21 protein-coding genes are annotated in these 25,961 nt (G+C 69.3%); 15 read left to right on the top strand and 6 right to left on the bottom strand.

Features of this window, described 5'->3' with window-relative positions; translation table 11 throughout:
• Nucleotides 1-39: 39 nt before the first annotated feature.
• Nucleotides 40-1,254: an MFS transporter gene (locus AC07ZS_RS26020; RefSeq protein WP_494801352.1), complete on the top strand. Its 1,215-nt coding sequence runs from the start codon at nt 40-42 to the stop codon at nt 1,252-1,254.
• 126 nt (nt 1,255-1,380) lie between these two features.
• Here AC07ZS_RS26020 and AC07ZS_RS26015 read toward each other — a convergent pair whose 3' ends face one another.
• Together AC07ZS_RS26015 and AC07ZS_RS26010 are read right to left on the bottom strand one after the other, a co-directional pair.
• Entirely contained in the window at nt 1,381-3,138 is a 1,758-nt protein-coding gene (locus AC07ZS_RS26015; protein WP_494801351.1) for a bifunctional protein-serine/threonine kinase/phosphatase, read from the bottom strand.
• Between the two features lie 46 nt (nt 3,139-3,184).
• The gene (locus AC07ZS_RS26010; RefSeq protein WP_494801350.1) at nt 3,185-4,456 is read right to left on the bottom strand and encodes a type IV pili methyl-accepting chemotaxis transducer N-terminal domain-containing protein; all 1,272 of its coding nucleotides are present in this window, start codon (nt 4,454-4,456) and stop codon (nt 3,185-3,187) included.
• A 364-nt stretch (nt 4,457-4,820) separates the two neighbouring features.
• On the opposite strand from AC07ZS_RS26010, the gene nirB reads away from it, so the two are divergent.
• From nirB to AC07ZS_RS25965, 9 genes are all read left to right on the top strand, one after another.
• Nucleotides 4,821-7,289, top strand: coding sequence for a nitrite reductase large subunit NirB (gene nirB, locus AC07ZS_RS26005; RefSeq protein WP_494801349.1), 2,469 nt, complete (start codon nt 4,821-4,823; stop codon nt 7,287-7,289).
• The gene (gene nirD, locus AC07ZS_RS26000) at nt 7,286-7,669 is read left to right on the top strand and encodes a nitrite reductase small subunit NirD (protein ID WP_494801348.1); all 384 of its coding nucleotides are present in this window, start codon (nt 7,286-7,288) and stop codon (nt 7,667-7,669) included. The genes nirB and nirD overlap by 4 nt, the downstream gene beginning before the upstream one ends.
• The gene (locus tag AC07ZS_RS25995; protein ID WP_494801347.1) at nt 7,666-10,446 is read left to right on the top strand and encodes a nitrate reductase; all 2,781 of its coding nucleotides are present in this window, start codon (nt 7,666-7,668) and stop codon (nt 10,444-10,446) included. Before nirD ends, AC07ZS_RS25995 begins: the two co-directional genes overlap by 4 nt.
• Nucleotides 10,447-10,514: 68 nt before the next feature.
• The gene (gene ybiB, locus AC07ZS_RS25990) at nt 10,515-11,447 is read left to right on the top strand and encodes a DNA-binding protein YbiB (protein ID WP_494801346.1); all 933 of its coding nucleotides are present in this window, start codon (nt 10,515-10,517) and stop codon (nt 11,445-11,447) included.
• The gene (gene cobA / locus AC07ZS_RS25985; protein WP_494801345.1) at nt 11,413-12,216 is read left to right on the top strand and encodes a uroporphyrinogen-III C-methyltransferase; all 804 of its coding nucleotides are present in this window, start codon (nt 11,413-11,415) and stop codon (nt 12,214-12,216) included. Before ybiB ends, cobA begins: the two co-directional genes overlap by 35 nt.
• Nucleotides 12,217-12,262: 46 nt before the next feature.
• Nucleotides 12,263-12,949, top strand: a complete 687-nt coding sequence (locus AC07ZS_RS25980; RefSeq protein ID WP_494801344.1) for a methyl-accepting chemotaxis protein — start codon at nt 12,263-12,265, stop codon at nt 12,947-12,949.
• Nucleotides 12,950-12,976: 27 nt separating this feature from the next.
• A complete protein-coding gene (locus tag AC07ZS_RS25975) occupies nt 12,977-14,179 on the top strand; it encodes a BaiN/RdsA family NAD(P)/FAD-dependent oxidoreductase (RefSeq protein ID WP_494801343.1) in 1,203 nt (400 codons plus the stop codon).
• Between the two features lie 251 nt (nt 14,180-14,430).
• The gene (gene rpsU, locus AC07ZS_RS25970) at nt 14,431-14,643 is read left to right on the top strand and encodes a 30S ribosomal protein S21 (RefSeq protein ID WP_056273869.1); all 213 of its coding nucleotides are present in this window, start codon (nt 14,431-14,433) and stop codon (nt 14,641-14,643) included.
• Between the two features lie 109 nt (nt 14,644-14,752).
• Entirely contained in the window at nt 14,753-15,202 is a 450-nt protein-coding gene (locus tag AC07ZS_RS25965; RefSeq protein ID WP_494801342.1) for a GatB/YqeY domain-containing protein, read from the top strand.
• 96 nt (nt 15,203-15,298) lie between these two features.
• Here AC07ZS_RS25965 and pmbA read toward each other — a convergent pair whose 3' ends face one another.
• Nucleotides 15,299-16,714, bottom strand: coding sequence for a metalloprotease PmbA (gene pmbA / locus AC07ZS_RS25960; RefSeq protein ID WP_494801341.1), 1,416 nt, complete (start codon nt 16,712-16,714; stop codon nt 15,299-15,301).
• Between the two features lie 72 nt (nt 16,715-16,786).
• Here pmbA and yjgA point away from each other — a divergent pair, with 72 nt between their 5' ends.
• Genes yjgA through AC07ZS_RS25945 form a run of 3 tightly spaced genes read left to right on the top strand, consistent with a single transcriptional unit; the run spans nt 16,787 to nt 18,535 of the window.
• On the top strand, nt 16,787-17,434 hold the full coding sequence (gene yjgA / locus AC07ZS_RS25955; protein WP_494801340.1) for a ribosome biogenesis factor YjgA: 648 nt from the start codon (nt 16,787-16,789) through the stop codon (nt 17,432-17,434).
• Nucleotides 17,431-18,039 carry a molybdopterin adenylyltransferase gene (gene mog / locus AC07ZS_RS25950; protein WP_494801339.1) on the top strand — a complete coding sequence of 203 codons (609 nt, stop codon included), beginning with the start codon at nt 17,431-17,433 and terminating at the stop codon, nt 18,037-18,039. The genes yjgA and mog overlap by 4 nt, the downstream gene beginning before the upstream one ends.
• A gap of 19 nt (nt 18,040-18,058) precedes the next feature.
• Nucleotides 18,059-18,535: an FKBP-type peptidyl-prolyl cis-trans isomerase gene (locus AC07ZS_RS25945; protein WP_494801338.1), complete on the top strand. Its 477-nt coding sequence runs from the start codon at nt 18,059-18,061 to the stop codon at nt 18,533-18,535.
• Nucleotides 18,536-18,538: 3 nt separating this feature from the next.
• Here AC07ZS_RS25945 and cysE read toward each other — a convergent pair whose 3' ends face one another.
• Together cysE and AC07ZS_RS25935 are read right to left on the bottom strand one after the other, a co-directional pair.
• The gene (gene cysE, locus AC07ZS_RS25940) at nt 18,539-19,309 is read right to left on the bottom strand and encodes a serine O-acetyltransferase (protein WP_494801337.1); all 771 of its coding nucleotides are present in this window, start codon (nt 19,307-19,309) and stop codon (nt 18,539-18,541) included.
• A 9-nt stretch (nt 19,310-19,318) separates the two neighbouring features.
• Nucleotides 19,319-20,053: an RNA methyltransferase gene (locus AC07ZS_RS25935; protein WP_494801336.1), complete on the bottom strand. Its 735-nt coding sequence runs from the start codon at nt 20,051-20,053 to the stop codon at nt 19,319-19,321.
• A 123-nt stretch (nt 20,054-20,176) separates the two neighbouring features.
• On the opposite strand from AC07ZS_RS25935, the gene AC07ZS_RS25930 reads away from it, so the two are divergent.
• Nucleotides 20,177-21,082 carry an inositol monophosphatase family protein gene (locus AC07ZS_RS25930; RefSeq protein WP_494801335.1) on the top strand — a complete coding sequence of 302 codons (906 nt, stop codon included), beginning with the start codon at nt 20,177-20,179 and terminating at the stop codon, nt 21,080-21,082.
• Between the two features lie 3 nt (nt 21,083-21,085).
• Here AC07ZS_RS25930 and AC07ZS_RS25925 read toward each other — a convergent pair whose 3' ends face one another.
• Nucleotides 21,086-24,373, bottom strand: coding sequence for a PAS domain-containing protein (locus tag AC07ZS_RS25925; RefSeq protein WP_494801334.1), 3,288 nt, complete (start codon nt 24,371-24,373; stop codon nt 21,086-21,088).
• 124 nt (nt 24,374-24,497) lie between these two features.
• Between AC07ZS_RS25925 and AC07ZS_RS25920 the strand changes: the two genes are divergently transcribed.
• A partial coding sequence (locus tag AC07ZS_RS25920; protein ID WP_494801333.1) for a sensor histidine kinase, YfiR-like protein-associated occupies nt 24,498-25,961 on the top strand: 1,464 nt, incomplete at its 3' end.

The raw sequence follows: 25,961 nt of genomic DNA, 5'->3' as shown, positions 1-25,961 counted from the left end.
GATCCGTTCCCCCCACCCCTTCTCACAAAGGTCCATGCCATGGCGGGTTTCCGCGCGTTCCTGAAAGCAGGCCACAGCCCCACCCTGCTGGCCTCGTTCGTCTACTTCACCTACTGTTGCGGCGTCTGGGTCACGAACGGGGCCATGGCCCCGTTCATCAAGGACGCGCTCCAGCTGAGCCCGGCCCAGCTCGGCGTGATGCTCTCGGTGCCGATCTTTGCCGGGGCGCTCATGCGCTTTCCGCTCGGGGTGCTGGCGCAGTACATCGGCCGCAAGAACGCCACGCTGGTCGAAATGGGCGGCATCGCCATCGCGCTGCTGTTCGGCTACTTCTTCGTCGACACCTTCAACGACCTGCTGGCCATGGGCGTGCTGCTGGGCATCGCGGGCGCCAGCTTCGGCGTGGCCCTGTCGCTGGGCTCGGGCTCTTTCCCGGCGCGCTACAAGGGCCTGGCCATGGGCCTGGTGGGCGCGGGCAACGTGGGCACCTCGCTCTCGGCGCTGTTCGCACCGCAGCTGGCCCAGGCCTATGGCTGGCAGTCGGTCTACGGCATGGCCGCGCTCGGGCTGCTGCTGCCCGTGGCGGTGATGATCGTCTTCGCGCGCGAGCCCGACGACGTGGACAAACACGCCGGGCTGCGCGAGCACGCGGCCTGCCTGTTCGAGAAGGACGGCTGGGCCTTCAGCGCGATCTACGCCATCACCTTCGGCGGCTTCATCGGCCTGACCACCTTCCTGCCGAGCTATTACTACGACCAGTTCGGCGTCAGCAAGGTGCAGGCGGGCCAGCTCACCATGCTGGCGGCCTTCATGGGGGCGGCGCTGCGCATCTTCGGCGGCTGGATCTCCGACCACTGGGGCGGCATCAACACCCTGACGGCCGTGCTGATCGTCATCGCCGGCTCGCTGCTGGCCTGCGGCCTGGCGGGCGGTTCGCTGGTGGTCACCACGCTGCTGCTCATGCTGTGCTTCGCCGCGCTCGGTGCGGGCAACGGCGCGCTGTTCCAGCTGGTGCCGCTGCGCTGGCCGCTCACCACGGCCGTGGCCGGCTCCATGATCGGCGAGATCGGCGCCCTCGGCGGCGGCCTGGTGCCCAACGCCATGGGCCTGTCCCGCCAATACACCGGCACCTACTTCTGGGGCTTCGCGCTGTTCGCGGTGCTCGCCCTGTGTGCGCTGGGCATGATGCGGTTCATGCAGATCCGCTGGACGCGGACATGGGCGGAAAAGGGAGGCCGCGCACGCAGTGCGTGAACGGCGCAGCCGTTGCAACGCGCAGCGTTGTGCCTCACTTTCAGTGGAGGCTCACTTTGCGCAGCAAAGTTAAGCGAAGCGTGCCGCAACTAAAAAGGTGGCCGCGCACGCAGTGCATGACCCGGCCTAGGTCGGCAGGAACAGCAGCCAGTAGACCAGCAGCAGGTTGAACAGCACGCTAACCGCCAGCAGCAGCTTCCACAGCGTGGTCGGGTCGCGCCGCAGCAGCGCCGAGGGCGGCGGCAGGGTCAGCGGCCGCGAGGCGCCGCGCTCCAGCGCGAGCAGGAACTCCTCTGCGGTCTCGAAGCGCTGCGACCGGTCGCGCGACACCGCCTTGAGCACCACGTGGTCGAGCCAGATCGGCACCTCGGGGTTGTGGCGGCTGGGCGGCGTCGGGTCGCGGTAGTAGCGCCCCACCTGGTAGGGCAGCACCTCGCCATAGGGCAGGCGGGCAGCGAGCAGCTGGTAGAGCGTGACGCCCAGTGCGAACAGGTCGCTGCGCGCATCGGGCAGCGCCGGCTCCGCGGCGTCGGGCGCGCCCGAGGGCGAGCGCGGGCCGAACCCCCACTGCTCGGGGTTCACGTAGCTCGGCGTGCCGGCGTGCAGGCGCCGCATGCTCTCGGGCTCGCGCCCGCTCAGGGCCACGCCGAGGTCGAGCACGCGCAGCACGCCATCGTCGCCCTGGTGCAGGTTGGCGGGCTTGATGTCGCGGTGGATCACGCCCTGGCGGTGCAGGCGGCCAAGCACCTGCAAGGTCTGCATCGCGACCTGCACCGCCTGGCCCGGCCCGAAGCGCTGCGCGCGGTCCAGCATCTGCTGCAGGGTTTCGCCGCCGTGCCAGTCGTACAGCAGGTAGCAGGCACTGCGCGGCTGGCGCGTGGGCAGGCTGTGGTGCAGGCCCACCAGGTGGTCGGCCGCGCGCGAGGACTGCATGCGCCGCGCCAGCCAGGCCTCGTGCGCGAGCATGGCGCGCTCGTCGGGGTCGTGGGCGCGGGCCGGGTGCAGGGTCTTGAGCGCGTACAGCGTCTGCGTAGCGGGGTCGCGCACCTGGTAGAGCAGGTTGATGCCGTTGTCGGCCACGGGCGCGGTGACGACGAAACCGTCGAGCAGGTCGCCCACCTTCAGGCGCGGCGCCATCGGCAACGACTGGGCCTGGCGGCTGGCGTCCTCCAGGTTGGGGTCGAGCAGGCCGCGCACGCGCACCACCATGGCGGTGAGGTTGTCGTCGCTGCCGGCGGCCAGCGCCGCGCTGGCCAGGCGTTCGCAGGCGTCCTGCGGGGACAGCGAGGGGTCGGCACACTCGCCCAGGCGGCGCTCGGCCAAGCGGCCGTGCACGCCGTCGGTGAGCAGCACGAAGGTGTCGCCCACCTGCAGGTCGCCCTGCACGTAATCGACCACCAGGTGGTCTTCCAGCCCCACCGCGCGCAGCAGCTGGTGCTGCAGGTCGGGGTGGTGGACGACGTGGTCGTGCGTGAGCTGCAGCGTCTGGCCTTCGCGCAGCAGGTAGCAGCGCGAGTCGCCCACATGGGCCAGCGTGTACGACTGGCCGCGCAGCACCAGCGCGGTGAGCGTGGTCAGGCCCATGGCCGGGCGGCGGCTGCGGTTGAGCCCGCTCAGCCAGGCGTTCTGCGCACCGATGACGCGGTCCAGCGCCACCGTGGTGTCCCAGGTTTCGGGCGTGCCGTGGTAGTCGCGCACCAGACTGGTGACGGTGGTCTGGGCCGCTTCCCGCCCCAGGCCACCGGCGCTCACCCCATCGGCGATGGCCACGATGGATCCCATGTCCTCCTGCCCGGGCGGCGGCAGCATGGCCGCGCAGAAGTCCTCGTTGGGTGTCTTGCGGCCCGCCTGGCAGACGAAGCCGATGTCGATGTCAAAAGCCATGCACCCTCCAAGCAAGAAGAATGCCCAACATTGGTGCGCGCCGCCCTCAACCCATCAGCATCTGCATGCTGCGCTCGTAGTGGGCAGAGAGCTGCTCGAAGCCTTCGAGCAGGTTCTCGCTGGCGGTCGCCAGGCTCTCCAGCCGCAGCAGGCGATCCCGCCCGGCGGCCCGCTGAATGTGCGTCGCGCCGGCCACCAGCTGCTCCCACTCGCGTCCGGCGGCGTCGAGGGTCTGGCGGATCTCGGGCGTGGACAGCGGCAGGCTGTTGAGCAGCGCCAGCCCGGCCTCGAAATCGCGCTGCGCCGAGGTCATCGCGGCCTCGCCGGCGGGCGCCATCAGCGCGCATTTGGCAAAGCGCTGCGACAGCATGCGCTGGCGCCCGGCGATGTTGAGCACCTTCAGGGGCGGCGCGGCGCCCGCGCTCTCCAGGCCCGAGGTCAGGCGCTCGGCCTCCTGCAGCAGGCGCTCGGCCAGCTCGTCGAGCGGGGCGAGCTGCGCGGCGGCGGGCTTGCCCTTGAGCGCCGGTTTGAGGCGCTGCCAGGTGGCCACCACCTGGGCCAGCAGGTCGCCGAAAGTCGCGGCGGAAACGGTCTTGTCCAGCAGGGCGATGTTGGTGTCCACGCGCTGGATCGACTCGTCGAGCAAGGCGTCCTGGCGCCGGGTCTGCACCTCGGCCAGGCGCAGCAGGTAGAGCTTGACCAGGCGCTGCGACAGCATGCGCAGCTGCCCGGCCCGGTTCACCCCCTCGGCGAAGCGGGCCGACTGGATGATGTGTTCCGACACCTGGCCCAGCCGCTGGTTGCTGTGCATGGAGGCGGTGCGCAGGACCTGGAAGGCATCGTCGTCGGACAGCTGGCGCGCGCGCATCAGGATGCCCTTGGCGCGCTCCACCGACTTGCGGTCCTCGAAGCGCTGCGACACGTCGCGCAACTGCGCCTGCAGCGCCTGCCCTTGCCGGAACTGCGCCTGCGCGAGATGGATCAGCGGGCGCAGCCGCTGCGCCCCGTAGCCCTGCACCACGTAGGCGTGGATGCCCGCGCCCACGGCCTGCTCGATGTGGCGCGCGTCGCTGTCGTTGGTGAACACGATCACCGGGCAGGGAGCGGTGTCGGCCAGCGCCTGCGTGGCCTTGAACAGGGCGTCGCCGGGCGCGGACACCTCGCCGATCACCAGATCTGGTGCATGGCGCACGGCGCCCTGCACCAGTTTGCTGCAGTCCTCCTCCTGCGCAAGCACCTCGATGCCGATGGCCTGGAGGTCTTGTGCCAGGGGCAGCGCGGCCAGGGCACCGCTGCGAAAAACCAGCGCAGATGTCATACGAATCAAGAACTTGTGAGAGAAAAACCGGTGTCGATGCACGTGCCCCCAGCACGTGCCGTGCCGGGCGGACCGCGCGACCGACACCGGCTTTCGCGGGGGTTTCGATGATATGGCACACGTTTTGCATCTGACGAGGCGGACGTGACGAAGCGTCCGACCCCGACCGCAGCGTCGCGGGACTGTGCACAACGACGTGCGCAGCGAAACAACGGGCCCGCCGTGTGGCGCGCCCCAGCCCGGCCCCCTGGCCGGCACCCATGCACATATCCCTGCCTTTCCGGTGCCCCGGCACGAGCGCGTTCGCGCGCACCCGGCATCCGGCCAGGCCCTAGCGAATCACAAACTGGATGGAGTAGCCACGATGAAAAAGTCAAAACTGGTGATGGTGGGCAACGGCATGGCCGGTGTGCGCACGCTCGAAGAGCTGCTCAAGATCGCGCCGGACCTCTACGACATCACGGTGTTCGGCGCGGAGCCCCACCCCAACTACAACCGCATCCTGCTTTCGCCGGTGCTCGCGGGCGAGCAGACGCTGGACGAGATCGTGCTCAACGACTGGGCTTGGTACCAGGACAACGGCATCACCCTGCACGCCGGCAAGACCGTGACCGAGGTGGACCGCATCAAACGCATCGTGCGCGCCAGCGACGGCCACGGCGGCGTGATCGAAGCCCCCTACGACCGCCTCATCATGGCCACCGGCTCCAACCCCTTCATGCTGCCCATCCCGGGCAAGGAGCTGCAGGGCGTGCTGGCCTACCGCGACATCGCCGACACCCAGGCCATGATCGACGCCGCCACGCAGTACCAGCACGCCATCGTCATCGGCGGCGGCCTGCTCGGTCTGGAAGCGGCCAACGGCCTGATGAAGCGCGGCATGACGGTCAGCGTGGTGCACGTCGCGCCCTGGCTCATGGAACGCCAGCTCGACGACGTGGCGGGCAAGCTGCTGCAGCAGTCGCTGGAGCAGCGCGGCATGCGCTTCCTGATCGGCGCGCAGACGCAGGAGCTGGTGGGCAACGAGGCCGGCCGCGTGAAGGCGATCCGCTTCAAGGACGGCACCGAACTGCCGGCCGACCTGGTGGTGATGGCTGTGGGCATCCGCCCCAACACCGCGCTGGCGGAGTCCATGAACCTGCACGTGAACAAGGGCATCGTGGTCAGCGACACGCTGCAGACCGTGACCGACCCGCGCATCTACGCGGTGGGCGAATGCGCGGCGCACCGCGGCATCGCCTACGGCCTGGTGGCGCCGCTGTTCGAGCAGGGCAAGGTGCTGGCCACGCACCTGGCCGAATTCGGCATCGGCCGCTACGTCGGTTCGCTCACCTCCACCAAGCTCAAGGTCACCGGCATCGACCTCTTCTCCGCCGGCAACTTCATGGGCGGTGAGCACACCGAAGAGATCGTGATGAGCGACCCCTCGGGCGGCGTCTACAAGAAGCTGGTGATCGAGGGCGACAAGCTCGTGGGCGCCTGCCTGTACGGCGACACCGTCGACGGCAGCTGGTACTTCAAGCTGCTGCGCGATGGCCGCAGCGTGGCCGACATCCGCGACCGCCTGATGTTCGGCGAGTCCAACATCGGCGACGTGGGCCACCAGGGCCACAGCAAGGCCGCCGCCATGGCCGACAGCGACGAGGTCTGCGGCTGCAACGGCGTGACCAAGGGCAGCATCTGCAAGACCATCAAGGACAAGGGCCTGTTCACACTGGAAGAGGTGCGCAAGCACACCAAGGCCAGCGCTTCCTGCGGCTCCTGCACCGGCCTGGTGGAACAGATCCTGATGTTCACCGCCGGTGGCGATTACTCCGCCACGCCCAAAAAGAAGGCCATGTGCAGTTGCACCGAGCACAGCCACCAGGAAGTGCGCGATGCCATCTTCGCCAACAAGTACCTCACCATTGCCGAAGTGCAAAACGGCATGGGCTGGAAGACACCCAATGGCTGCTCCAGCTGCCGCCCCGCGCTGAACTACTACCTGATCAGCAGTTGGCCCAAGGAAGCCAAGGACGATCCACAAAGCCGGTTCATCAACGAGCGCAGCCACGCCAACATCCAGAAGGACGGCACCTACAGCGTGATCCCCCGCATGTGGGGCGGCGAAACCACCGCCGACGAGCTGCGCCGCATCGCAGACGCGGTGGACAAGTACAAGATTCCCACCGTGAAGGTCACCGGCGGCCAGCGCATCGACCTGCTGGGCGTGAAGAAGGAAGACCTGGTCAACGTGTGGAACGACATCGGCATGCCCAGCGGCCACGCCTACGCCAAGGCCCTGCGCACGGTGAAGACCTGCGTGGGCAGCGAATGGTGCCGCATGGGCACCCAGGACAGCACCCAGATGGGCAAGGACCTGGAACGGGCGCACTGGCGCATGTATGCACCGCACAAGGTCAAGTACGCCGTCTCCGGCTGCCCGCGCAACTGTGCCGAAGCCGGCATCAAGGACGTGGGCATCATCGGCGTGGACAGCGGCTGGGAGATGTACATCGCCGGCAACGGCGGCATCAAGACCGAAGTGGCGCATTTCTTCGTCAAGCTCAAGACCGCCGAAGAGGTGCTGGAGTACACCGGCGCCTTCATGCAGCTCTACCGCAAGGAAGGCTGGTACCTGGAGCGCACGGTGCACTATGTGAGCCGCGTGGGCCTGGACTACGTGAAGAAGCGCATCCTCGAAGACGCCGAAGGCCGCAAGGCCCTCAACGAAGAACTGCTGTTCGCGCTGGACGGCGAGCCCGACCCCTGGTTCGAGCACCAGAAGGCCGCCGTCGACACGCGGCAGTTCATTCCCATCAAACCCGTTTCGCTCGAAGGGAGCGCCGCATGAACGACTGGATTGCCATTGCCCGCGTGGACGACATCCCCGTGCTCGGCTCGCGCTGCGTGCAGCGCGAAAAAGGGCTGGACGTGGCGGTGTTCCGCAACGACCAGAATGAGGTGTTCGCCCTGCTCGACCGCTGCCCGCACAAGGGCGGCCCGCTGAGCCAGGGCATCGTGTTCGGCACGAACGTGGCCTGCCCGCTGCACAACTGGACCATCGGCCTGGACAGCGGCTGCGCGAAGGAGCCCGACGAAGGCTGCACACCGCGCTTCGCGGTGAAGGTGGAGGACGGCGTGGTGCACCTGGACGCGCAAGAGCTCGCGACCCAGGCCACCGACCTCACGCGGCCCGTGGCCGGCCCTCAGCGCAGAACCGTCCCCGCATGAACCCGATCACCACCCGCTCGACCTGTCCCTACTGCGGCGTGGGCTGCGGTGTGTTGATCGAGAGCGTGGGCAGCCAGATCACCGGCGTGCGCGGCGACCCGCAGCACCCGGCGAACCTGGGCAAGCTCTGCACCAAGGGCCAGACCCTGCACCTCACCGCCTCGCCCGCGATCGCCCAGCAGACGCGCCTCCTGCACCCCATGCAGCGCGCACAGCGCGGTGCGCCCGCGTTGCCCCTGGCCTGGGACGCCGCGCTCGACCTCGCCACCGATCGCTTCGCCTCGGTGGTCGAACGGCACGGCCCCGACGCGGTCGGCTTCTACATCAGCGGGCAGTTGCTCACCGAGGACTACTACGCCTTCAACAAGCTGGCCAAGGGCCTGATCGGCACCAACAACATCGACACCAACTCGCGCCTGTGCATGAGCAGCGCGGTGGCGGGCTACAAGCTCACGCTCGGCGCCGACGCGCCCCCCGCCTGCTACGACGACGTGAACCACGCGCAATGCCTGTTCATCGTCGGCAGCAACGCCGCCTTCGCTCACCCGGTGCTGTTCCGCCGCATCGAGGAAGCGCGCAAGAACAACCCGGCCATGAAGGTGATCGTGGCCGACCCGCGCCGCACCGACACCGCGGGCCTGGCCGACCTCTACCTGCCCCTGCTGCCCGGCAGCGACGTGATGCTGTTCCACGGCCTGCTGCACATCATGCTGTGGGAAGGCTGGATCGACAGCGGATACATCGCCGCGCACACCAGCGGTTTCGACGCCCTCAAGGCCCTGGTGCGCGAGCACACGCCCGAGCGCGTGGCGCAGGCCTGCGGCCTGCGGCGCGAAGACCTGTTCACCGCTGCGAAGTGGTTCGCCAACGCACCCGCCACGCTCAGCCTGTACTGCCAGGGCCTGAACCAGAGCAGCAGCGGCACCGCCAAGAACGCCACCCTGATCAACCTGCACCTGGCCACCGGCCAGATCGGCAAGCCCGGCGCCGGCCCGTTCTCGCTCACCGGCCAGCCCAACGCCATGGGCGGGCGCGAGGTCGGCGGCCTGGCCAACCTGCTGAGCGCGCACCGCGACCTGGCCAACCCCGAGCACCGCGCCGAGGTGGCCGCGCTCTGGGGCGTGCCCTCGGTGCCCGAGAAGCCCGGCCTGAGCGCCGTCGAGCTGTTCGAGGCGGCCGCCGACGGCCAGGTGAAGGCGCTCTGGATCGCCTGCACCAACCCGGCCCAGTCCATGCCCGACCAGGCCACCGTGCGCCGCGCGCTGGCGCGCGCCGAATTCGTCGTGGTGCAGGAGGCCTACGCCACCGCCGCCACCTGCGCTTTCGCCGACCTGCTGCTGCCCGCCACCACCTGGGGCGAGAAAGACGGCACCGTCACCAACAGCGAGCGCCGCATCAGCCGCGTGCGCGCCGCCGTGCCCGCGCCCGGCCAGGCGCGGCACGACTGGCGCATCGCGGTCGACTTCGCCCAGCGGCTCGAAGCCCGCTGGCGCCCCGGCCAGCCCACGCTGTTCCCCTACCCCGATGCCGAGAGCCTCTGGCTGGAGCACCGCGAATCCACGCGCGGGCGCGACCTCGACATCACCGGCCTGAGCTACGCCATGCTGCAGCAGCAGGGACCGCAGCAGTGGCCGCTCAAAGCCGGCGAATCGCAGGGCCGCGAACGCCTCTACGAAGACGGTGTGTTCGCCACGCCCGATGGCAAGGCCCGCTTCGCCGCCCTGCCCTTCGTGCCGCTGGCCGAACCGCGCGAGTCGCGCTACCCGTTCTCGCTCACCACCGGCCGCCTGCGCGACCAGTGGCATGGCATGACCCGCACCGGCACGCTGGGCCGCCTGTTCGGCCACGTCGCCGAACCCTCGGTGCAACTGCACCCGCAGGACATGGAACGCCGCGGCCTGAAGGACGGCGACCTGGTGCACGTGACCAGCAAGCGCGGTTCCATCCTGGTGCCCGCCGTGGCGTCCGACGAGATCGGCCTGTCGCAGGCCTTCATCGCCATGCACTGGGGCGCGGAGTACCTCAGCGGCCTGAGCAGCACCGGTGAGCCGCTGGCCGGCGTCAACGCGCTCACCACCTCGGCCTACTGCCCCACCTCCAAACAGCCCGAGCTCAAGCACGCGGCGGTGAAGGTGCTCAAGGCGGAGCTGCCCTGGACGCTGCTGGCCGTGGGCTGGCTGCCCGAGGCGAAGGCGCTGGAAGCGCGCGAAGGCCTGCGCGCGCTGATGGCGCAGTTTCCTTTTGCGTCCTGCGTGCCGTTCGGCCGCGAACGCACCGGCGTGCTGTTCCGCGCCGCGGCGCACGACGCGCCCGAGCCCGCGCTGGTCGAGCGCATCGAGGCGCTGCTGGGCCTGCAGACGGCCGATGCACTGCGCTACGTGGACAAGCGCCTGGGCCAGCGCCGCACCGCGCGGCTGGTGCGCGAGGGCGAGTCCACCCGGCTCGAGGCCTTCGTGCTCGCGGGCGACACGCGCGCCGAGGTCTGGATCAAGCCCCTGCTGCAGGACGAGCTGCCCGCCGCCGCATACGGCCGCCTGCTGCTCATGCCGGGGGCCAAGGCGCCCGTGGGCGTGGTGGCCAAGGGCCGGCAGGTCTGCACCTGCTTCAACGTCAGCGAAGACGCGATCCTGGAGCAGCTGGCCCGCTGCGAAGGCAGCGACGAGCAGCGCCTGTCGGCGCTGCAGGCCGGCCTGCAATGCGGCACCAACTGCGGTTCCTGCGTGCCCGAGCTCAAGCGGCTGGTGCGCGCCAGCACCCCCCAGCGCCAGGCCGCCTGAGCCGCCTGAGCGCCCATATAACGATAAGTCATCAAACTTGACTGACAATTCGCGAAAATTCGCAAGTCATGGCCATCAGTCAATACATCAAGGAAATCGGTCGGGGCAAAGACGGCGCCCGCTCGCTCACGCGCGAGCAGGCCACCGACCTGCTCGGCCAGGTGCTGGACGGCACCGTGACCGACCTGGAGGTCGGTGGCTTCTGCCTGGCCATGCGCATCAAGGGCGAAACGCCCGACGAGATGGCCGGCTTCCTCGATGCCACCCACGCGCGCCTGCACCGCCTGCCCGACAACGGCCTGACCACCGTGGTGCTGCCCAGCTACAACGGCGCGCGCAAGCTGCCGGTGCTCACGCCGCTGCTGGCCCTGCTGCTGGCGCGCCGGGGCGCGGCGGTGCTGGTGCATGGCACGGCGACCGAGAACCAGCGCGTGTTCGCCGCCCAGGTGTTCGAGGCGCTGGGCGTGCCCCCGGCTGGCCAGGTGCCAAGGCTCGGTGCGGGCGACGTCGGCTTCGTGCCCACCGAGGTGCTCAGCCCCGGCCTCAAGCGCCTGCTCGACGTGCGCCGCGCGGTCGGCCTGCGCAACCCGGCCCATAGCCTCGTGAAGCTGATGAACCCCTGCGAAGGCAAGGCCTTCATCGTCGGCAGCTACACCCACCCCGAATACGCGACCTCGATGGCCGCCACCTGGGCCCTCACCGGCGCGCATGCGCTGCTGCTGCGCGGCACCGAAGGTGAACCGGTGGCCGACGCGCGCCGCACGCCGCGCATGGAAGTGTTCCGCGACGGCGAGCGCACCGAGGTGCAGGCCCAGCAGGACGGACCGCTGGCCAAGCTGCCCGAACTGCCTGCGGTGGACGCCTTGCACACAGCCGCTTACATCCGCGCCGTGCTCGATGGCACGGCCCCCCTTCCCACACCGATCGCCCTGCAGGTGGAACACATCTTGCGAGAGGTCGTGCAACATGAAACCGCTCCCCGCCATGCCCTCGCCGTCTGAGTTCCTGCCCGGTACCGTGGCCCTGGTGGGCGCCGGTCCCGGCGACCCCGAGTTGCTCACTCTCAAGGCCGTGAAGGCCATCAGCGCAGCCACCGTGCTGCTGGTCGACGACCTCGTGAGCGAAGGCGTGCTGGCCCACGCCTCGCCGCGCGCGCGCATCGTGCATGTGGGCAAGCGCGGCGGCTGCAAGAGCACGCCGCAGGCCTTCATCGAGAAGCTCATGGTGATGGCCGCGCAGGAAGGCGAGATGGTCGTGCGGCTCAAGGGCGGCGACCCCTTCATCTTCGGTCGCGGCGGCGAAGAGGTCGAGCACCTGCGCGCCGCCGGCATCGAGGTCCAGGTGGTCAACGGCATCACCGCCGGGCTGGCCGGCCTCACCTCGCTGGGCGTGCCGCTCACCCACCGCGAACACGCGCACGGCGTGGTCTTCGTCACCGGCCATGCCAAGCCGGGCGACGCCGGCACCGACTGGCAGGCCCTGGCCGCCACCGCGCGCGACGCCAAGCTCACGCTGGTGATCTACATGGGCGTGTCCAGCGCCGTGCAGATCGAGCGCGACCTGCTCAGCGGCCTGCCGGCCGACACGCCCCTGGCCGTGATCCAGCACGCCACGCTGCCCCAACAACGGCACGCGCTCACCACACTGGGGCAACTCAGCGCCACCATCGAACACGAAGGCCTGGGCAGCCCGGCCGTGATCGTGGTCGGCGATGTGGTCCAGGGCATCGCGGCCGTGCAGTCCCCCGAGGCGATCGCGCGCACCGCCTGAGCACCGCCGCGCGGCCATGTGGCCCGGCGATTGCTTGAGGTCTGGCATGACCTCCCTCGCCTCCCCCCGCCCCGCCGCCGCCCGCCAGGACACGCCCGCTCACATCGCGGGTCTGTCCCTGGTCAACCTGGCCGCGCGCCAGCGCATGCTCTCGCAACGCATGATCCTGCAGACCGTGCTCGCCGCCAACGGCGATGCGGGACGGCTGCAGGCCGCGCAGCGCAGCCTGCAGATGTTCCAGGAAAGCCAGCAGCACCTGCTGGGCACGGTGGACCAGCTTGAAGCGCAGGGCGCCCGCAAGATCCGCGAGACGTACCACGGTCCGCGCGGCGTCGGCCCGGTGGTGGAGGCCTTCATGCAGCTCATGCGCAACGCCCTCGAGCAGATCGAGGCCTACAGCCCGCGCGTGCCGAACACCATGACCGAACTGGTGGAACACACCGACCGCATCCTCGAAGCCCTCAACACCGCGACCACCGCCTTCGACGAGGTCGCCAAGGCGCGCTCCGACGCGATGATGAAAGAGCTCACGGGCATCGTCGGCGACATCCAGAGCGTGGCCAAGGAGGCCAAGGTGGTGAGCTTCAACGCCCAGGTCGTGGCCGCGCGGGCCGGGCAGCACGGCCGCGAGTTCGCGGTGGTGGCCAACGTGCTGTCGGACATCACGGGCGAGATCGACGGGCTCACGCGCAAGGCCGCCACCCTCGCCGAAAGAAGCCGGCACGCGGGCTGAAGGCGCGGTGCGCCTACACTGCGCGCCATGCAAGATTTCGACGCCATCGTCATCGGCGCGGGTGCGGCCGGCCTCTTTTGCGCCGGCATCGCCGGCCAGCGCGGCCTGCGCGTGCTGGTGCTGGACCACAGCGACAAGGTCGCGGAGAAGATCCGCATCTCGGGCGGCGGCCGCGCCAACTTCACCAACCGCGACCTCGACCCGCAGGCCCCGCACAAACACTTCCTGGGCGCCAACCCGCACTTCTGCCGCTCGGCGCTTTCGCGCTACACGCCGACCGACTTCATCGCCCTGGTGCAGCGCCACGGCATCGCCTTTCACGAGAAGCACAAGGGCCAGTTGTTCTGCGACCGCTCGGCCGACGACCTGATCCAGATGCTGCTGCGCGAATGCGATGCCGGCGGCGTGCAGCGCTGGCAGCCCTGCGGTGTGAAGGCGGTGCGCCAGGGCGGCGACGGCCTGTACGAGCTCGACACCGACCGCGGCCCGGTGCGCAGCCGCTCGGTGGTGGTCGCCACCGGCGGCCTGTCCATCCCCAAGATCGGCGCGAGCGACTTCGGCTACCGCGTCGCCAGCCAGTTCAACCTGCGCCTGGTGGCGCAGCGCCCGGGGCTGGTGCCGCTCACCTTCGACGGCGACGGCTGGGCGCCCTACGCCGGCCTGGCCGGGCTGGCGCTGCCGGTGCGCATCGAGACCGGCGAGAAGAAAGCCCGCACGGCCTTCCTGGAAGACCTGCTGTTCACCCACCGGGGCCTGTCCGGCCCGGCCGTGCTGCAGATCTCCAGCTACTGGCCGGAAGGCACCCCGATCCGCCTGAACCTCGCACCCGACACCGACCTGCCCGCCGCCCTGGCGCGCGCCAAAGCCAGCTCGCGCAAGCTGCTGGCCAACGAGCTCGCCGCCCTGGTGCCCAGCCGCCTGGCCGAAGCCTGGGTGCAGCAGGACGCCGACTGGCAGCGCCCGGTGGCCGAAGCCGCCGACAAGGCCCTGGCCCGGCTGGCCGAGCGCCTTTCGCGCTGGGAGCTCACGCCCACCGGCACCGAGGGCTACCGCAAGGCCGAGGTCACGCTGGGCGGCGTGGACACCCGGGATCTGTCCTCCCAGACCCTGGAATCGAAGCAGCCGGGGCTGTATTTCATCGGGGAAGTGGTGGATGTGACGGGCTGGCTGGGTGGCTACAACTTCCAATGGGCCTGGGCCAGCGCCCACGCGTGCGCACAGGCGTTGTGACCCCCACGCTCCGCCGCTGCGCGGGTCGCTGCCCCCGAGGGGGCTGTTTTGCCTTGGGGCGGCCCTGCGGCAAAACGCCACCCACGCTCCGCCGCGGTAGCCAACCGCGCGGAAAGGGCTATAATCCAGGGCTTTGCTGGCAAATCCCCGTCGGCCAATACTAGTTAATGACGGGACATTTTGCGGAAACGACGCCCGGGCCCGATCTTCCCGTTCATCCTCTTTCCGCGCATTCTGGATATCTTTCGCCAATGACGACCATCCGTGTAAAAGACAACGAGCCCTTCGACGTCGCCCTGCGCCGTTTCAAGCGCACCATTGAAAAGCTCGGCCTGCTGACCGATCTGCGCGCCCGCGAGTTCTACGAAAAGCCGACCGCCGAGCGCAAGCGCAAGAAGGCCGCCGCCGTCAAGCGCCACTACAAGCGTGTGCGCTCGATGCAGCTGCCCAAGAAGCTGTACTGAGCATGCGCCACCGGGCCTCGCCGCCCGGTCGCGAAAAAGCCCGCTGGAGGACGCTCAAGCGGGCTTTTTTGTTTCCGATCCCTTCCTCGACCCCATCCCAGGAGCCTCCATGAGCCTCAAAGACCAGATCACCGAAGACATGAAAGCCGCCATGCGCGCCAAGGACAGCGAGCGCCTGGGCACCATCCGCCTGCTCACCGCCGCGATGAAACAGAAGGAAGTGGACGAGCGCGTGGAACTGGACGACGCCATGGTCATCGCCATCGTGGACAAGCTGGTCAAGCAGCGCAAGGACAGCATCGACGCCTTCACCAAGGCCGCACGCCAGGACCTGGTGGACAAGGAAGCCGCTGAAATGGCCGTGCTGCAGACCTATTTGCCCGCGCGCCTGTCGGCCGATGAGGTGGCCGCCGAAGTGAAGGCCATCGTGGCCGAGCTGGGCGCCAAGGGCCCGGGCGACATGGGCAAGGTCATGGGCGCGGTGAAGGCCCGCCTGGCCGGCAAGGCCGACATGGGCCAGGTGTCAGCCGCCGTGAAAGCGGCCCTCTCCGGCGCGTGAGGTCAGGTCCAGAATGCCGTGGATCCGGCTCCGCCGGTCCACAGGCATTGCCCCCTCGAGGGGGTGACGCGCCGCAGGCGCGGCGCGGGGGTGGGCCTAGCTCCCGGCCACCTTCATGCGGTTGATCAGGATCGAACCGGTCGTTTTCGCACCGTAGTTGTAGGCATCGGCGCCGATGGCCTCGATGCCCAGCAGCATGTCCTTGAGGTTGCCGGCGATGGTGATCTCATGCACCGGGTAGGCAATCTCGCCGTTTTCCACCCAGTAGCCCGAGGCGCCGCGCGAGTAGTCGCCGGTCACGTAGTTCACGCCCTGGCCCATGAGCTCGGTGACGAACAGGCCCCGGCCGAGCTTCTTCAACATGGCGCGCAGGTCGTCGCCCGGCTGCGTGAGCCGGCTGGTGAGCGTGAGGTTGTGCGAACCGCCGGCGTTGCCGGTGGTGCGCATGCCCAGCTTGCGCGCCGAGTAGGTGGAGAGGAAATAGCCCTGCACCCGCCCGGCCGAAAGCACCTTGCGCTTGGCGGTGCGCACGCCCTCGTCGTCGAAGGGCGAGCTGCCCTTGCCGTTGCGCACGTGGGGGTCTTCCAGGATGTCCAGGTGTTTGGCCATCACGCGCTTGCCCAGGCTGTCGTGCAGGAAGGTGGTGTTGCGGTACAGCGCGCCGCCGCTGGTGGCCTGCACGTAGCTGCCCAGCAGGCCGGCCGCCAGGGGCGACTCGAACAGCACCGGGCATTCGGTGGTGGCGATCTTGCGGCCGTTCAGGCGCGCCAGCGTGCGCTCGGCGGCGTAGCGGCCCACCGCCTCGGGCGTGGCCAGCTCGTCGGGCGAGCGCATCGAGCTGTACCAGTAGTCGCGCTGCATGTTCGCGCCGCGGCCGGCGATGGGCGCCACCGACAGGCTGTGGCGCGAGCTGGCATAACCGCCGCTGAAGATGCCGGGCTTGCCGCGCTCGCCGCCACGCAGGTGGGCGGTGAAGAAATGCGACTGCTGGGCCGACACGCCGGCCCCCTCGCTGTTGCTGATCTTCTTGCTGGTGGCGAAGGCCGCCGCCTCACAGGCCAGCGCCAGGCGCGCGGCCTCTTCGGAGTCGATGGCCCAGGGGTGGAACAGGTCCAGGTCGGGGTAGCTGTCGGCCACGTCCTGCGCATCGGGCAGGCCGGCGACCGGGTCTTCGGCGGTGAAGCGGGCGATGTCGTAGGCGGCCTGCACCGTCTGGCGCACTGCGGCGGCAGAGAAATCGGAAGTCGATGCGTTGCCGCGCTTCTGTCCCAGGTAGACCGTGACGCCCAGGGACTTGTCGCGGTTGCGCTCGACGTTCTCCAGCTCGCCCTTGCGCACCGAAACGCTCAGGCCGGCGCCCTCGGAGACCTCGGCCGCCGCGTCCACAGCACCGAGCTGTTTGGCGTGGCCCAGGGCCAGATCGACCAGTTCCTCGAACTGGCTGCGGGCGTACTGGAAACCGGAAAGGGGGGAACGGGGGTCGGCCGCAGGGGCTTGAGAGGGGTTTTTCATGTCGACGGCTATGATACTTGCCGCCCCTTCCGGCCGCTGCCGTTCGCGCAGAAGGCCTATTCAACGATCCACATGTCCCGCAAACCCACCAAAGGCTATTTCGTACGTGGCCAGTTCGTCGCCCTGGGCAGCGAGCTGGACCTTGAGCTCAAGCGCGAGCTCAAGGGCGACGCCGAAATGAGCAAGACCGACCTGAAACGGGAGAGCGACCGCCTCCAGGCGCTGGGCGAGAACCTGCTCACCCTGCGCGCCGACCTGACACAGAAACTCGGCCTGTCCGAAAAACTGCTGGACGCGGTGGCCGAAGCCCGCCGCATCACCAACTTCGAGGGCCGCCGCCGCCAGATGCAGTTCATCGGCAAGCTGATGCGCGCGCTGGACGAGGACACCATCGCCGCGGTGGAAGCCGCGCTCGACGAACAGAGCAAGGGTTCGGCCAAGGAGACGCTCTCGCTGCACCTGGCCGAACAGTGGCGCGACCGCCTGATCGGCGACGACGACGCGCTCACCCAGTGGCTGCAACAGGACGCCGGCGCGGACGTGCAGCACCTGCGCGCGCTGATCCGCCAGGCGCGCAAGGACGCGCAGGCCACCCAGGAACGCCCGGGCGAAGCCGTGCGCCACGGCAAGGCCTACCGCGAGATCTTCCAGATCGTCAAGGCCACCTTGAACCAGGGCGAAGACGACGACGGCGCGCCCACCGACGAAGACCAGCCATGAGCGACGCCACCACCGCCTCCCCCGCCGACCCGGTGCGCATCGGCATCGTGTCCATCAGCGACCGCGCCAGCACGGGTGTCTATGAGGACAAGGGCCTGCCCGCGCTGCAGGACTGGCTCACCCGCGCGCTCAGGAACCCCATCGCGTTCGAGCCGCGCCTGATCCCCGACGAACAGGCGCAGATCAGCGCCACGTTGGTCGAGCTGGTGGACGCGGGCTGCTCGCTGGTGCTCACCACCGGCGGCACCGGCCCGGCGCTGCGCGACGTGACACCCGAGGCCACGCTGGCCGTGGCCCACAAGGAAATGCCGGGCTTCGGCGAACAGATGCGCCAGATCAGTCTGGCCTTCGTGCCCACCGCCATCCTCTCGCGCCAGGTCGCCGTGGTGCGCGGCCAGAGCCTCATCATCAACCTGCCCGGCCAGCCCAAGGCCATCGCCGAAACGCTCGAAGGCCTGAAGAACGCCGACGGCACGCAGCGCATCAACGGCATCTTCGCCGCCGTGCCCTACTGCATCGACCTGATCGGTGGCCCCTACCTTGAAACGCAAGACGAGGTCTGCAAGGCCTTCCGCCCCAAGTCCGCCGTGCGCCCTGCCCGCTAACCCTCTCCAGCGACCCGCCATGAAGATCACCAAAGACACCATCGTCACCCTCACCTTCCGCGCCGTTGACGCCAAGGGCAAAGTGCTCGAAGACGGCAAAGAGCCACGCGCCTACCTGCACGGCGGCTACGGCAACACGCTGCCGGGCGTGGAGATGGCCCTGGAAGGCCAGGAAAAGGGCTTCAAGACCACCGTGAAGCTGCTGCCGGCCCTGGCCTTCGGCGAGCGCGACGAAAGCCTGGTGACCTCCATCCCGAAGAAGGATTTCCCGCCCGGCGTGAAGGTGGGCGGCCAGCTCGAAGGCAGCGACGACCAGGGCAACCGCCAGATCTTCACCGTGACCAAGATCAAGGGCGACACCGTGCTGCTCGACGGCAACCACCCGCTGGCCGGCCAGGACCTGACGTTCACCCTGAACGTGATCGACGTGAAGGCGGCCAGCGCCGAAGAAATCGCCCACGGCCACGCGCATGGCGCGCACGGCCACCATCACTGAGGCCTACTTCCCCACGAGCTGGTTGAGCTTTTCAGCCTCGAAGCACTCTTCGCGCGCCGCGTCCTGCGGCACGCAGTCGCGCTTCTTCGCCTCGGCCAGGGTCTCGATGGCCTGCCAGAGCAGCGCGATCTGGTGCTCCTGCCCGGCGGCGTTGTCGATCAGGCCGCGCATGGCCTGCGACAGGGGGTCGTCGTCCTGCGTGATGCCGTAGGCCTGGAATTTCTGGCCCGGCTCGGTCACATCGGCGCTCTCGCCGGTCTTGCTCGGGATGATGCGCGCCGGGATGCCCACCGCCGTCGCGCCCGCGGGCACCGGCTTGATCACCACCGCGTTGCTGCCGATCTTGGCGCCGTCGCCCACGACAAAACCGCCCAGCACCTTGGCGCCCGCGCTCACCACCACGTCGCGGCCCAGCGTCGGGTGGCGCTTGGTGCCCTTGTAGAGCGAGGTGCCGCCCAGCGTCACGCCCTGGTAGATCGTGCAGCCGTCGCCGATCTCGGCGGTCTCGCCGACCACCACGCCCATGGCGTGGTCGAAGAACACGCGCTCGCCCAGCTTGGCGCCCGGGTGGATCTCGATGCCCGTGAACCAGCGCGAGATGTTCGAGATGAACCGCCCCAGCCACTTCAGGCCGTGGGTCCAGCACCAGTGCGCCGGGCGGTGCAGCCAGACGGCGTGCAGACCGGGGTAGCAGGTGACCACTTCCCAGGTGCTGCGGGCAGCCGGGTCGCGGTCAAGAATGCACTGGATGTCGGAGCGGAGGCGGTCGAACATGGCGGCAGTCTATCGCTTCGCCTTCTCGGCGGCTTGCAGCATGGCCTTGGCGACACCTCGAAGAATGTGGATTTCCTCGTCGCTGGGCGCGGCGCGGTTGAAAAGCTGGTTGAGGCGCGGCATGAGCTTCTTGGGCGCCTCGGGGTCGAGAAAGTCCACCGCCACCAGCGCGCGCTCCAGGTGGTCGAGCATGCCGGCTAGGGCCCGGGCATCGGCCTGCGGCCGCTCGACCGCCACCGCAGGCGCCTCGAATCCACCCAGCGCCTGGCGCCAGTCGTAGGCGACCAGCTGCACCGCCGCCGCGAGGTTGAGGGAGCCGAAGCTCGGCGCGGTCGGGATGCTCAGGGCCACGTGGCAGCGGTACACGTCTTCGTTGCGCATGCCGAAACGCTCGGACCCGAACAGGAAGGCCACCCCGTCCGGCGGATCGCCCGCCCCCATCAGGCCGGCAAAGTGCTCGCGCGGCGCGCGCGTGGGCGGGCCGAAGTCGCGCGGGGTCATGGCGGTGGCGCAGAGGTGGCTCATGCCCTCCAGCGCCTCGTCCAGCGTGTCCACGATGCGCGCCTTGGCCAGCACGTCGTTGGCGCCGCTGGCGCGCTGGATGGTTTCCTCGCGGCGCAGCACGTTGGCCCAGCGCGGCTGCACCAGCACAAGGTCGTCGAAACCCATGACTTTCATGGCGCGGGCGACACCGCCCACATTGCCGGCGTGGCTGGTCTGGATCAGGACAAAACGGGTGCGCATGCGAAAAAGGGCGGGGACGGTAAAATCCCCGGTATTGTCGCCGCCCGCATCGCCGGGCTCCGTCACCCGCTCTTCCACCACAGTCGCGCCCTCCCCTGCGGAGCGCGCCAAGGTTCACAATTCATGTCGTCCACACTCCACCCCATGCTCAACGTGGCCATCAAGGCCGCACGCACCGCTGGCACCCTCATCAACCGCGCCGCGCTGGACGTGGAGTCGGTCCGGGTCTCGGTCAAACAGACCAACGACTTCGTGACCGAGGTCGACCAGGCCGCCGAGGCCGCGATCATCGACACCCTGCTCACCGCCTACCCCGACCACGGCATCTGGGCCGAGGAATCGGGCCAGCGCCCGGGCAAGCACGGTGGCGCAGACCATGTCTGGATCATCGACCCGCTGGACGGCACCACCAACTTCATCCATGGCTTCCCGGTCTACTGCGTGAGCATCGCGCTCATGGTGGGCAACCGGCTGGAGCAGGCCGTTGTCTACGACCCCTCGCGCAACGACCTGTTCTGCGCCACGCGCGGGCGCGGCGCCTACCTCAACGACCGCCGCATCCGCGTGGCCAAGCGCACCACGCTGCGCGACTGCCTCATCTCCACCGGCTTTCCGTTCCGCCCGGGCGACGCCTTCCAGACCTACCTGCAGCTGTTCGGCGACGTGATGCCCCGCGTGGCCGGCCTGCGCCGCCCCGGTTCGGCCGCGCTCGACCTCGCCTACGTGGCGGCGGGTTTCTCCGACGGCTTCTTCGAGATGGGCCTGTCGCCCTGGGATGTCGCCGCCGGTGCGCTGCTGGTGACCGAAGCCGGCGGCCTGATCGGCAACTTCACCGGCGAGGCCGACTTCCTCGAACAGAAGGAATGCCTGGCCGCCAACCCGAAGATCTACGGCCAGCTGATCGGCCTGACCGGCAAGTACAGCAAGTTCGCCAGCGCGGGCGACAAGGCCGCCGTGCGCCAGGCCCGCAAGACGGCCGCGGCCGAGCGCGCCAACGGGCCGGACGCCGCCGAAGAACCCGCGGCCTGAGCCTCAGCCCAGCGGCAGGCGCAGCCAGAACGTCGCGCCCTCTCCGGGGGCGGATTCGGCCCAGACGCGCCCGCCATGGCGCTCGACGATGCGCGACACGATGGCCAGCCCCACCCCCATGCCGGGCACGTTGCTGCCCGCATGCAGGCGCTGGAAGAGGCCGAACAGCTTCTCGGCATGCGCCATGTCGAAGCCCATGCCGTTGTCGCGCACGAAGTACGCGCGCTGGCGCGAATCGAAACCCACCGCCAGCTCGGGCTGGGCGAGGTGGCGCGAGTACTTGAGCCCGTTGTCGATCAGGTTGGAGAACACCTGCCGCAGCAAGGTGGCGTCGCCCATGGCCGGCGGCATGGCCTGGATGTCGATGCGGGCCTGGCTGGCCTGCGACGACAGCGCCTCCACCACCGACTGCGCCAGCGCATGCATGTCCACCGGCACCGGCTCGAGGTCCACGCGAACCACGCGCAGCAACTCCAGCATGTCGGTGATCATCTGACCCATGTTGCGCGATGAGCGCGCGATGCGCTCGAACATGTCGCGCCCGGTCGGGCTCAGGCGATCCGCTTCGTCCTCCAGCACGATGGACGCGAAACCGTTGACCGAGCGCAGCGGCGCGCGCAGGTCGTGCGCGATGGAGTACGAGATGGCCTCCATGTCGCGCATGGAACGCTCCAGCTCGGCGGTGCGGGCACTCACCCGCTGCTCCAGGCTGGCGTTGAGGGCCTTCACCTGCTCCTGCGCGGCCACGCGCTCGGTGATGTCCAGGTGCGTGCCCGACATGAACAGCGCGCGGTCCTGCGCATCGCGCTTGTGCACCCGGCCGCGCGTGTTGACCCAGATCCAGTGGCCCGCCTTGTGGCGCATGCGGATGTCGCACTCGTAGTACGGCAGCAGGCCCGCGATGTGCTGCTCGCGGATCTGGTCGGCCCGTTTCAGGTCGTCGGGTTGTACCAACGCTTCCCAGGTCTCGGCGCGCATCGGCTGCAGCTCACGCAGGGTGTAGCCCAGCATCTCGGCCCAGCGCTCGTTGACCGTGAGCACGTTGTCGACCATGTTGTTTTCCCAGATGCCCGGCCGCGTGGCCTCCAGCACCCAGGCCAGGCGCTGGCGCTGGTCCCGCAAGGCCTCCTGCGCCTGCATGTAGGAGCTCACGTCGGTGAACGTGCGCACCATGCCGCCGCCGGGCAGCATCCGGGAACGCATCTCCAGGGTGCGGCCGTCGCGCGTCTTGCGCCAGTACTTTTCGGGCGGCGGCACCGGCGGTCCGTGCATGAGGTGGGCGTGGGCGATCGGGTCCACCCAGGCCAGGCCCGGCCCGAAGTCACCCCGCTCGGTCTGGAAGCGCCGCACCTGCTCCAACGTGGGCTGCCCCTGCAACAAGGCTTCGGGCAGGTCCAGCATGTCGAGCAGGCGGTGGTTGTAGGCCGTGATGCGGTTGTCCGCATCGACCCGGCACAGCCCCTGCTCGATGCTCTCCAGCGTGGCCTGCAGGTCCACGCTCTTTTCGGTCAGCAGCTCGCTGGTGATCTGCAGCTGCTCGCGGGTGCGCCGCCGCTCGATGTGGCCGCGCCAGGCCAGCACCAGCTGGCGCACCGCGCCCAGCAAGGGCTGCAGGAACTCGATGTCGTCTTCGCTGTAGCCGCCCGGCTGGTTGGCCAGGCCCACCATGGCCACCAGCCGGTCGCCCACGGCCAGCGGCACGCACAGGAAGCAGTCCAGGCCGGGATGCCCGCCCGGCAGCCCCCCGGCGTGCGGGTGAATGGCCGGCTGGTTGGCGATCAGGGGCTCGCCGGTGAGCATGGCGTGGCCGAACAGGGTGTCCAGGTTTCGGAACGCCATGCCGGCGTCGGCCTGGCTGGCGTGCATGAGGCGGGACGCCTCGTCCCAGGCGATGTTGGTGATGGCGGTGGTGCGCAGGTAGGGTGCACCCGCGTCGGTGTAGAGCACCTCGCCCACGAATCCGTAGGCGCTGCCGGTCACCGAGAGCAGGGACTGCAGCAGCCCCTCGAAAGCCTTGCGCTTGTCTTCCGCCTCGATGTACACCGACTGGGCCAGGCGCACCGCCTCGATCAGGCGGTGCTGCCGCTCCAGCTTCTGCGTGGCCAGCCGCGCCTCGGTCACGTCGGTGGAAAACCCATGCCAGAGCACCGAGCCGTCGGCCTCGCGCTGCGGCACGGCCTCCACGTGGTGCCAGCGTGTGCCGGCCGTGGGCAGGCAGACGCGGTAGGTCAGCCGCAAGGTCATCAGCCGCTGCGCGGAGGCCGCCAGCGCGGCGATCACCTCCGCCCGGTCGTCGGGATGCACGCGCCGGAACAGGATGCCGGTGTCCTGTTCCAGATCGGCGGGCTCGATCTCCAGCATGGTCCGAACCATGTCGTTCACATAGGGAATCGTGCTGCTGCCGTCGGCCCGCAGCCGCGCCTGGTACATCATGCCCGGCACCCGGGCCGCGACGTTCTGCAGCAGCTTGAGCTGCTCGGCCAGGCGCTCGCTGGCCTCGCGCTCGGCGGTGATGTCCTGCACCACCCCGAAGTCGGTCTGGGGGTTGCCGGCGACGCTGGTCTGGCCGATGCGGGTGCGGAACCAGCGCTGCTGCCCGTCGGGCAGCCGCCAGCGGAATTCGACCTGGCGCCCGTCCATGGCCTGGCGCGCGGCCTCCCAGGCTTCCCAGTCGTCCGGGTGGATGCCCGACCGGCCTTCGGCGCGCGCGATCAGGTCGCGCGGCTCCATGCCGGCGATGTCGAACAGGCCCAGCGACCACACCACCTCGTCCGAGTGCTGGGCGTTGGTCCAGTGGCCCACGCGCGCCAGCTTTTCGATGGCGGCGTGCAGCTCCACCTGCTGCTGAAGCCCAAGGTTGGCCTCGCGCAGCGCTTCCGTGGCCTCGAATTCACGGGTCGCCTCGGTCATGTAGACCAGCGCCAGGGGCTCCAGCGACAGCTCTATCACCGTGAAGTGCAGTCGCACGCGGTGCATCTGGCCGTCGCGCAGGCGCAGGTGCTGCACGGTCTCGGTCGAGGGCGACTGGCTCACGAAACGCGCGCGCTCTTCGGCGCTGGACCAGTGGCCGAGTTCCACCGTGGTGCGGCCGATCACGTCCTCGCGGCGCAGGCCGGTGAGCGCCAGCCAGGCGTCGTTGACCGCCAGCAGGCGGCCGTCGCTCAGGCGGGAGACGGTGGCGGCCAGCGGCGAGGCCATGAACAGGGCCTCGAAGGGCAGGTCCGGGCCCGCCTGCGGGGCAGGGGCTGCGCGCCCGCCAGGGGACAGGGATCCGGGAACAGCTTCGGCCATGCGCGCTCGTGAAAGGGTTGAGAGAACGGGAACCAGGCCCAAATTGTGCCGGACAGTTCGGCTGCCGGTGGCCGGAATTGGCCTGCTAAAGTCGCCAGCTGTTCACCTCCCTGAGCCCTGGGCCATGAGATCCACCTCGCTGCGCCGGCAACTCACGCGGGCGGCCATGCTCACCACGGTGCTGGCCATCCTGCTGAGCGCCGGCGCCCTGCTCACCTACGAGCTGATGGCGTACCGCCGCGCCGGCGTCGCCGACATGCGCACGCAGGCCGATCTGATCGCCCGCTCCACCGTGGCGGCACTGGCCTCCCGGGACACGCAGGCCGTCTGGGAAGACCTCTATCTGCTCAGGCAACAGCCCCAGATCCGGGCGGCAGCGGTGTACGGCGGCGACGGCGCCCTGATCGCCTCGCACACCACCCAGAACCAGCCGCTGCGCGCCCGCATTGCCCTGGACTCGGACGCCTGGGGCCCCCGCTTCAGCGGTTCGATGCTGGAGATGGTCCGGCCCATCGAACACAACGGCTCCCGCCTGGGCATGCTGTACCTCCAGGCCGAACACGGCGTGTGGCGGCGCTTCGTCGACTTCGCCCTGATCGCCCTGGCGGTGAGTGCGGTGAGCCTGGCAGCGGCCTTCGCCCTGTTCGTGCGCCTGCAGCGCCGCATCACCGCACCGCTGGAGAAGATGACTTCGGTGGCGCAGGACGTGATCGGCAGCCACGACTGGTCGCTGCGCGCGCCGGCCTCGCACTACAAGGACCTGGACGTGCTGGTCAATGCGTTCAACCGCATGCTCTCGGAGTGCGAAACGCGCACCAGCGAACTCGAGCACGAGATGGAGACGAGGCAGGGTGTGGAACGCGAACTGCGCCAGGCCGATCGCCAGAAGGACATGTTTCTCGCCACCCTCGCCCACGAACTGCGCAACCCCCTCTCGCCCATGACCAGCGCGGTGGCCCTGCTGCAGATCCCGGACGTGTCGCCGAGGTCGCGGGACAAGGCGCTGGAGGTGCTCGAACGCCAGCTGGAACACCTCGTGCGCCTCGTCAACGACCTGCTGGACGCGTCGCGGGTCGCCACCGGCAAGCTCTCGCTGGACAACGCGCCGGTGAACATCGGCGAATTGCTGCAGACCACCTGCGAAGGCGCCCAGGCGCTGGCGAACGAGCACGGCCTTCAGCTGTCGCTGCACCCGTCCGACGAAGCCCTGTACGTCGACGGCGATGCGGTCCGGCTGACCCAGGTGTTCGCCAACCTGTTGAACAACGCCTGCCGCTACACGCCCCGCGGCGGTCGCGTGGATCTCACGCTCACCTCGGAGGGATCCTCGGTGGTGGTGACGGTGGCCGACACCGGGATCGGCGTGGAGCCGGCGATGCAGGAGCGCATCTTCGACCTGTTTGAACAGGCGGACCAGTCCATGCAGCGTGGCAGCGCCGGGCTGGGTGTGGGCCTGACGCTCTCGCGCCAGATTGTCCAGTTGCACGACGGCTCGCTGTCCCTGCACAGCGAAGGCCTGCACCGCGGCGCCTGCTTCACCGTGCGGCTGCCCCGGCTGCACCCCCGCGAACCCCGGCCCGAGGCGGCC

Source organism: Hydrogenophaga sp. GW456-12-10-14-TSB4 (assembly GCF_059424305.1).
This window is presented reverse-complemented; position numbering and strand designations above follow the sequence as displayed.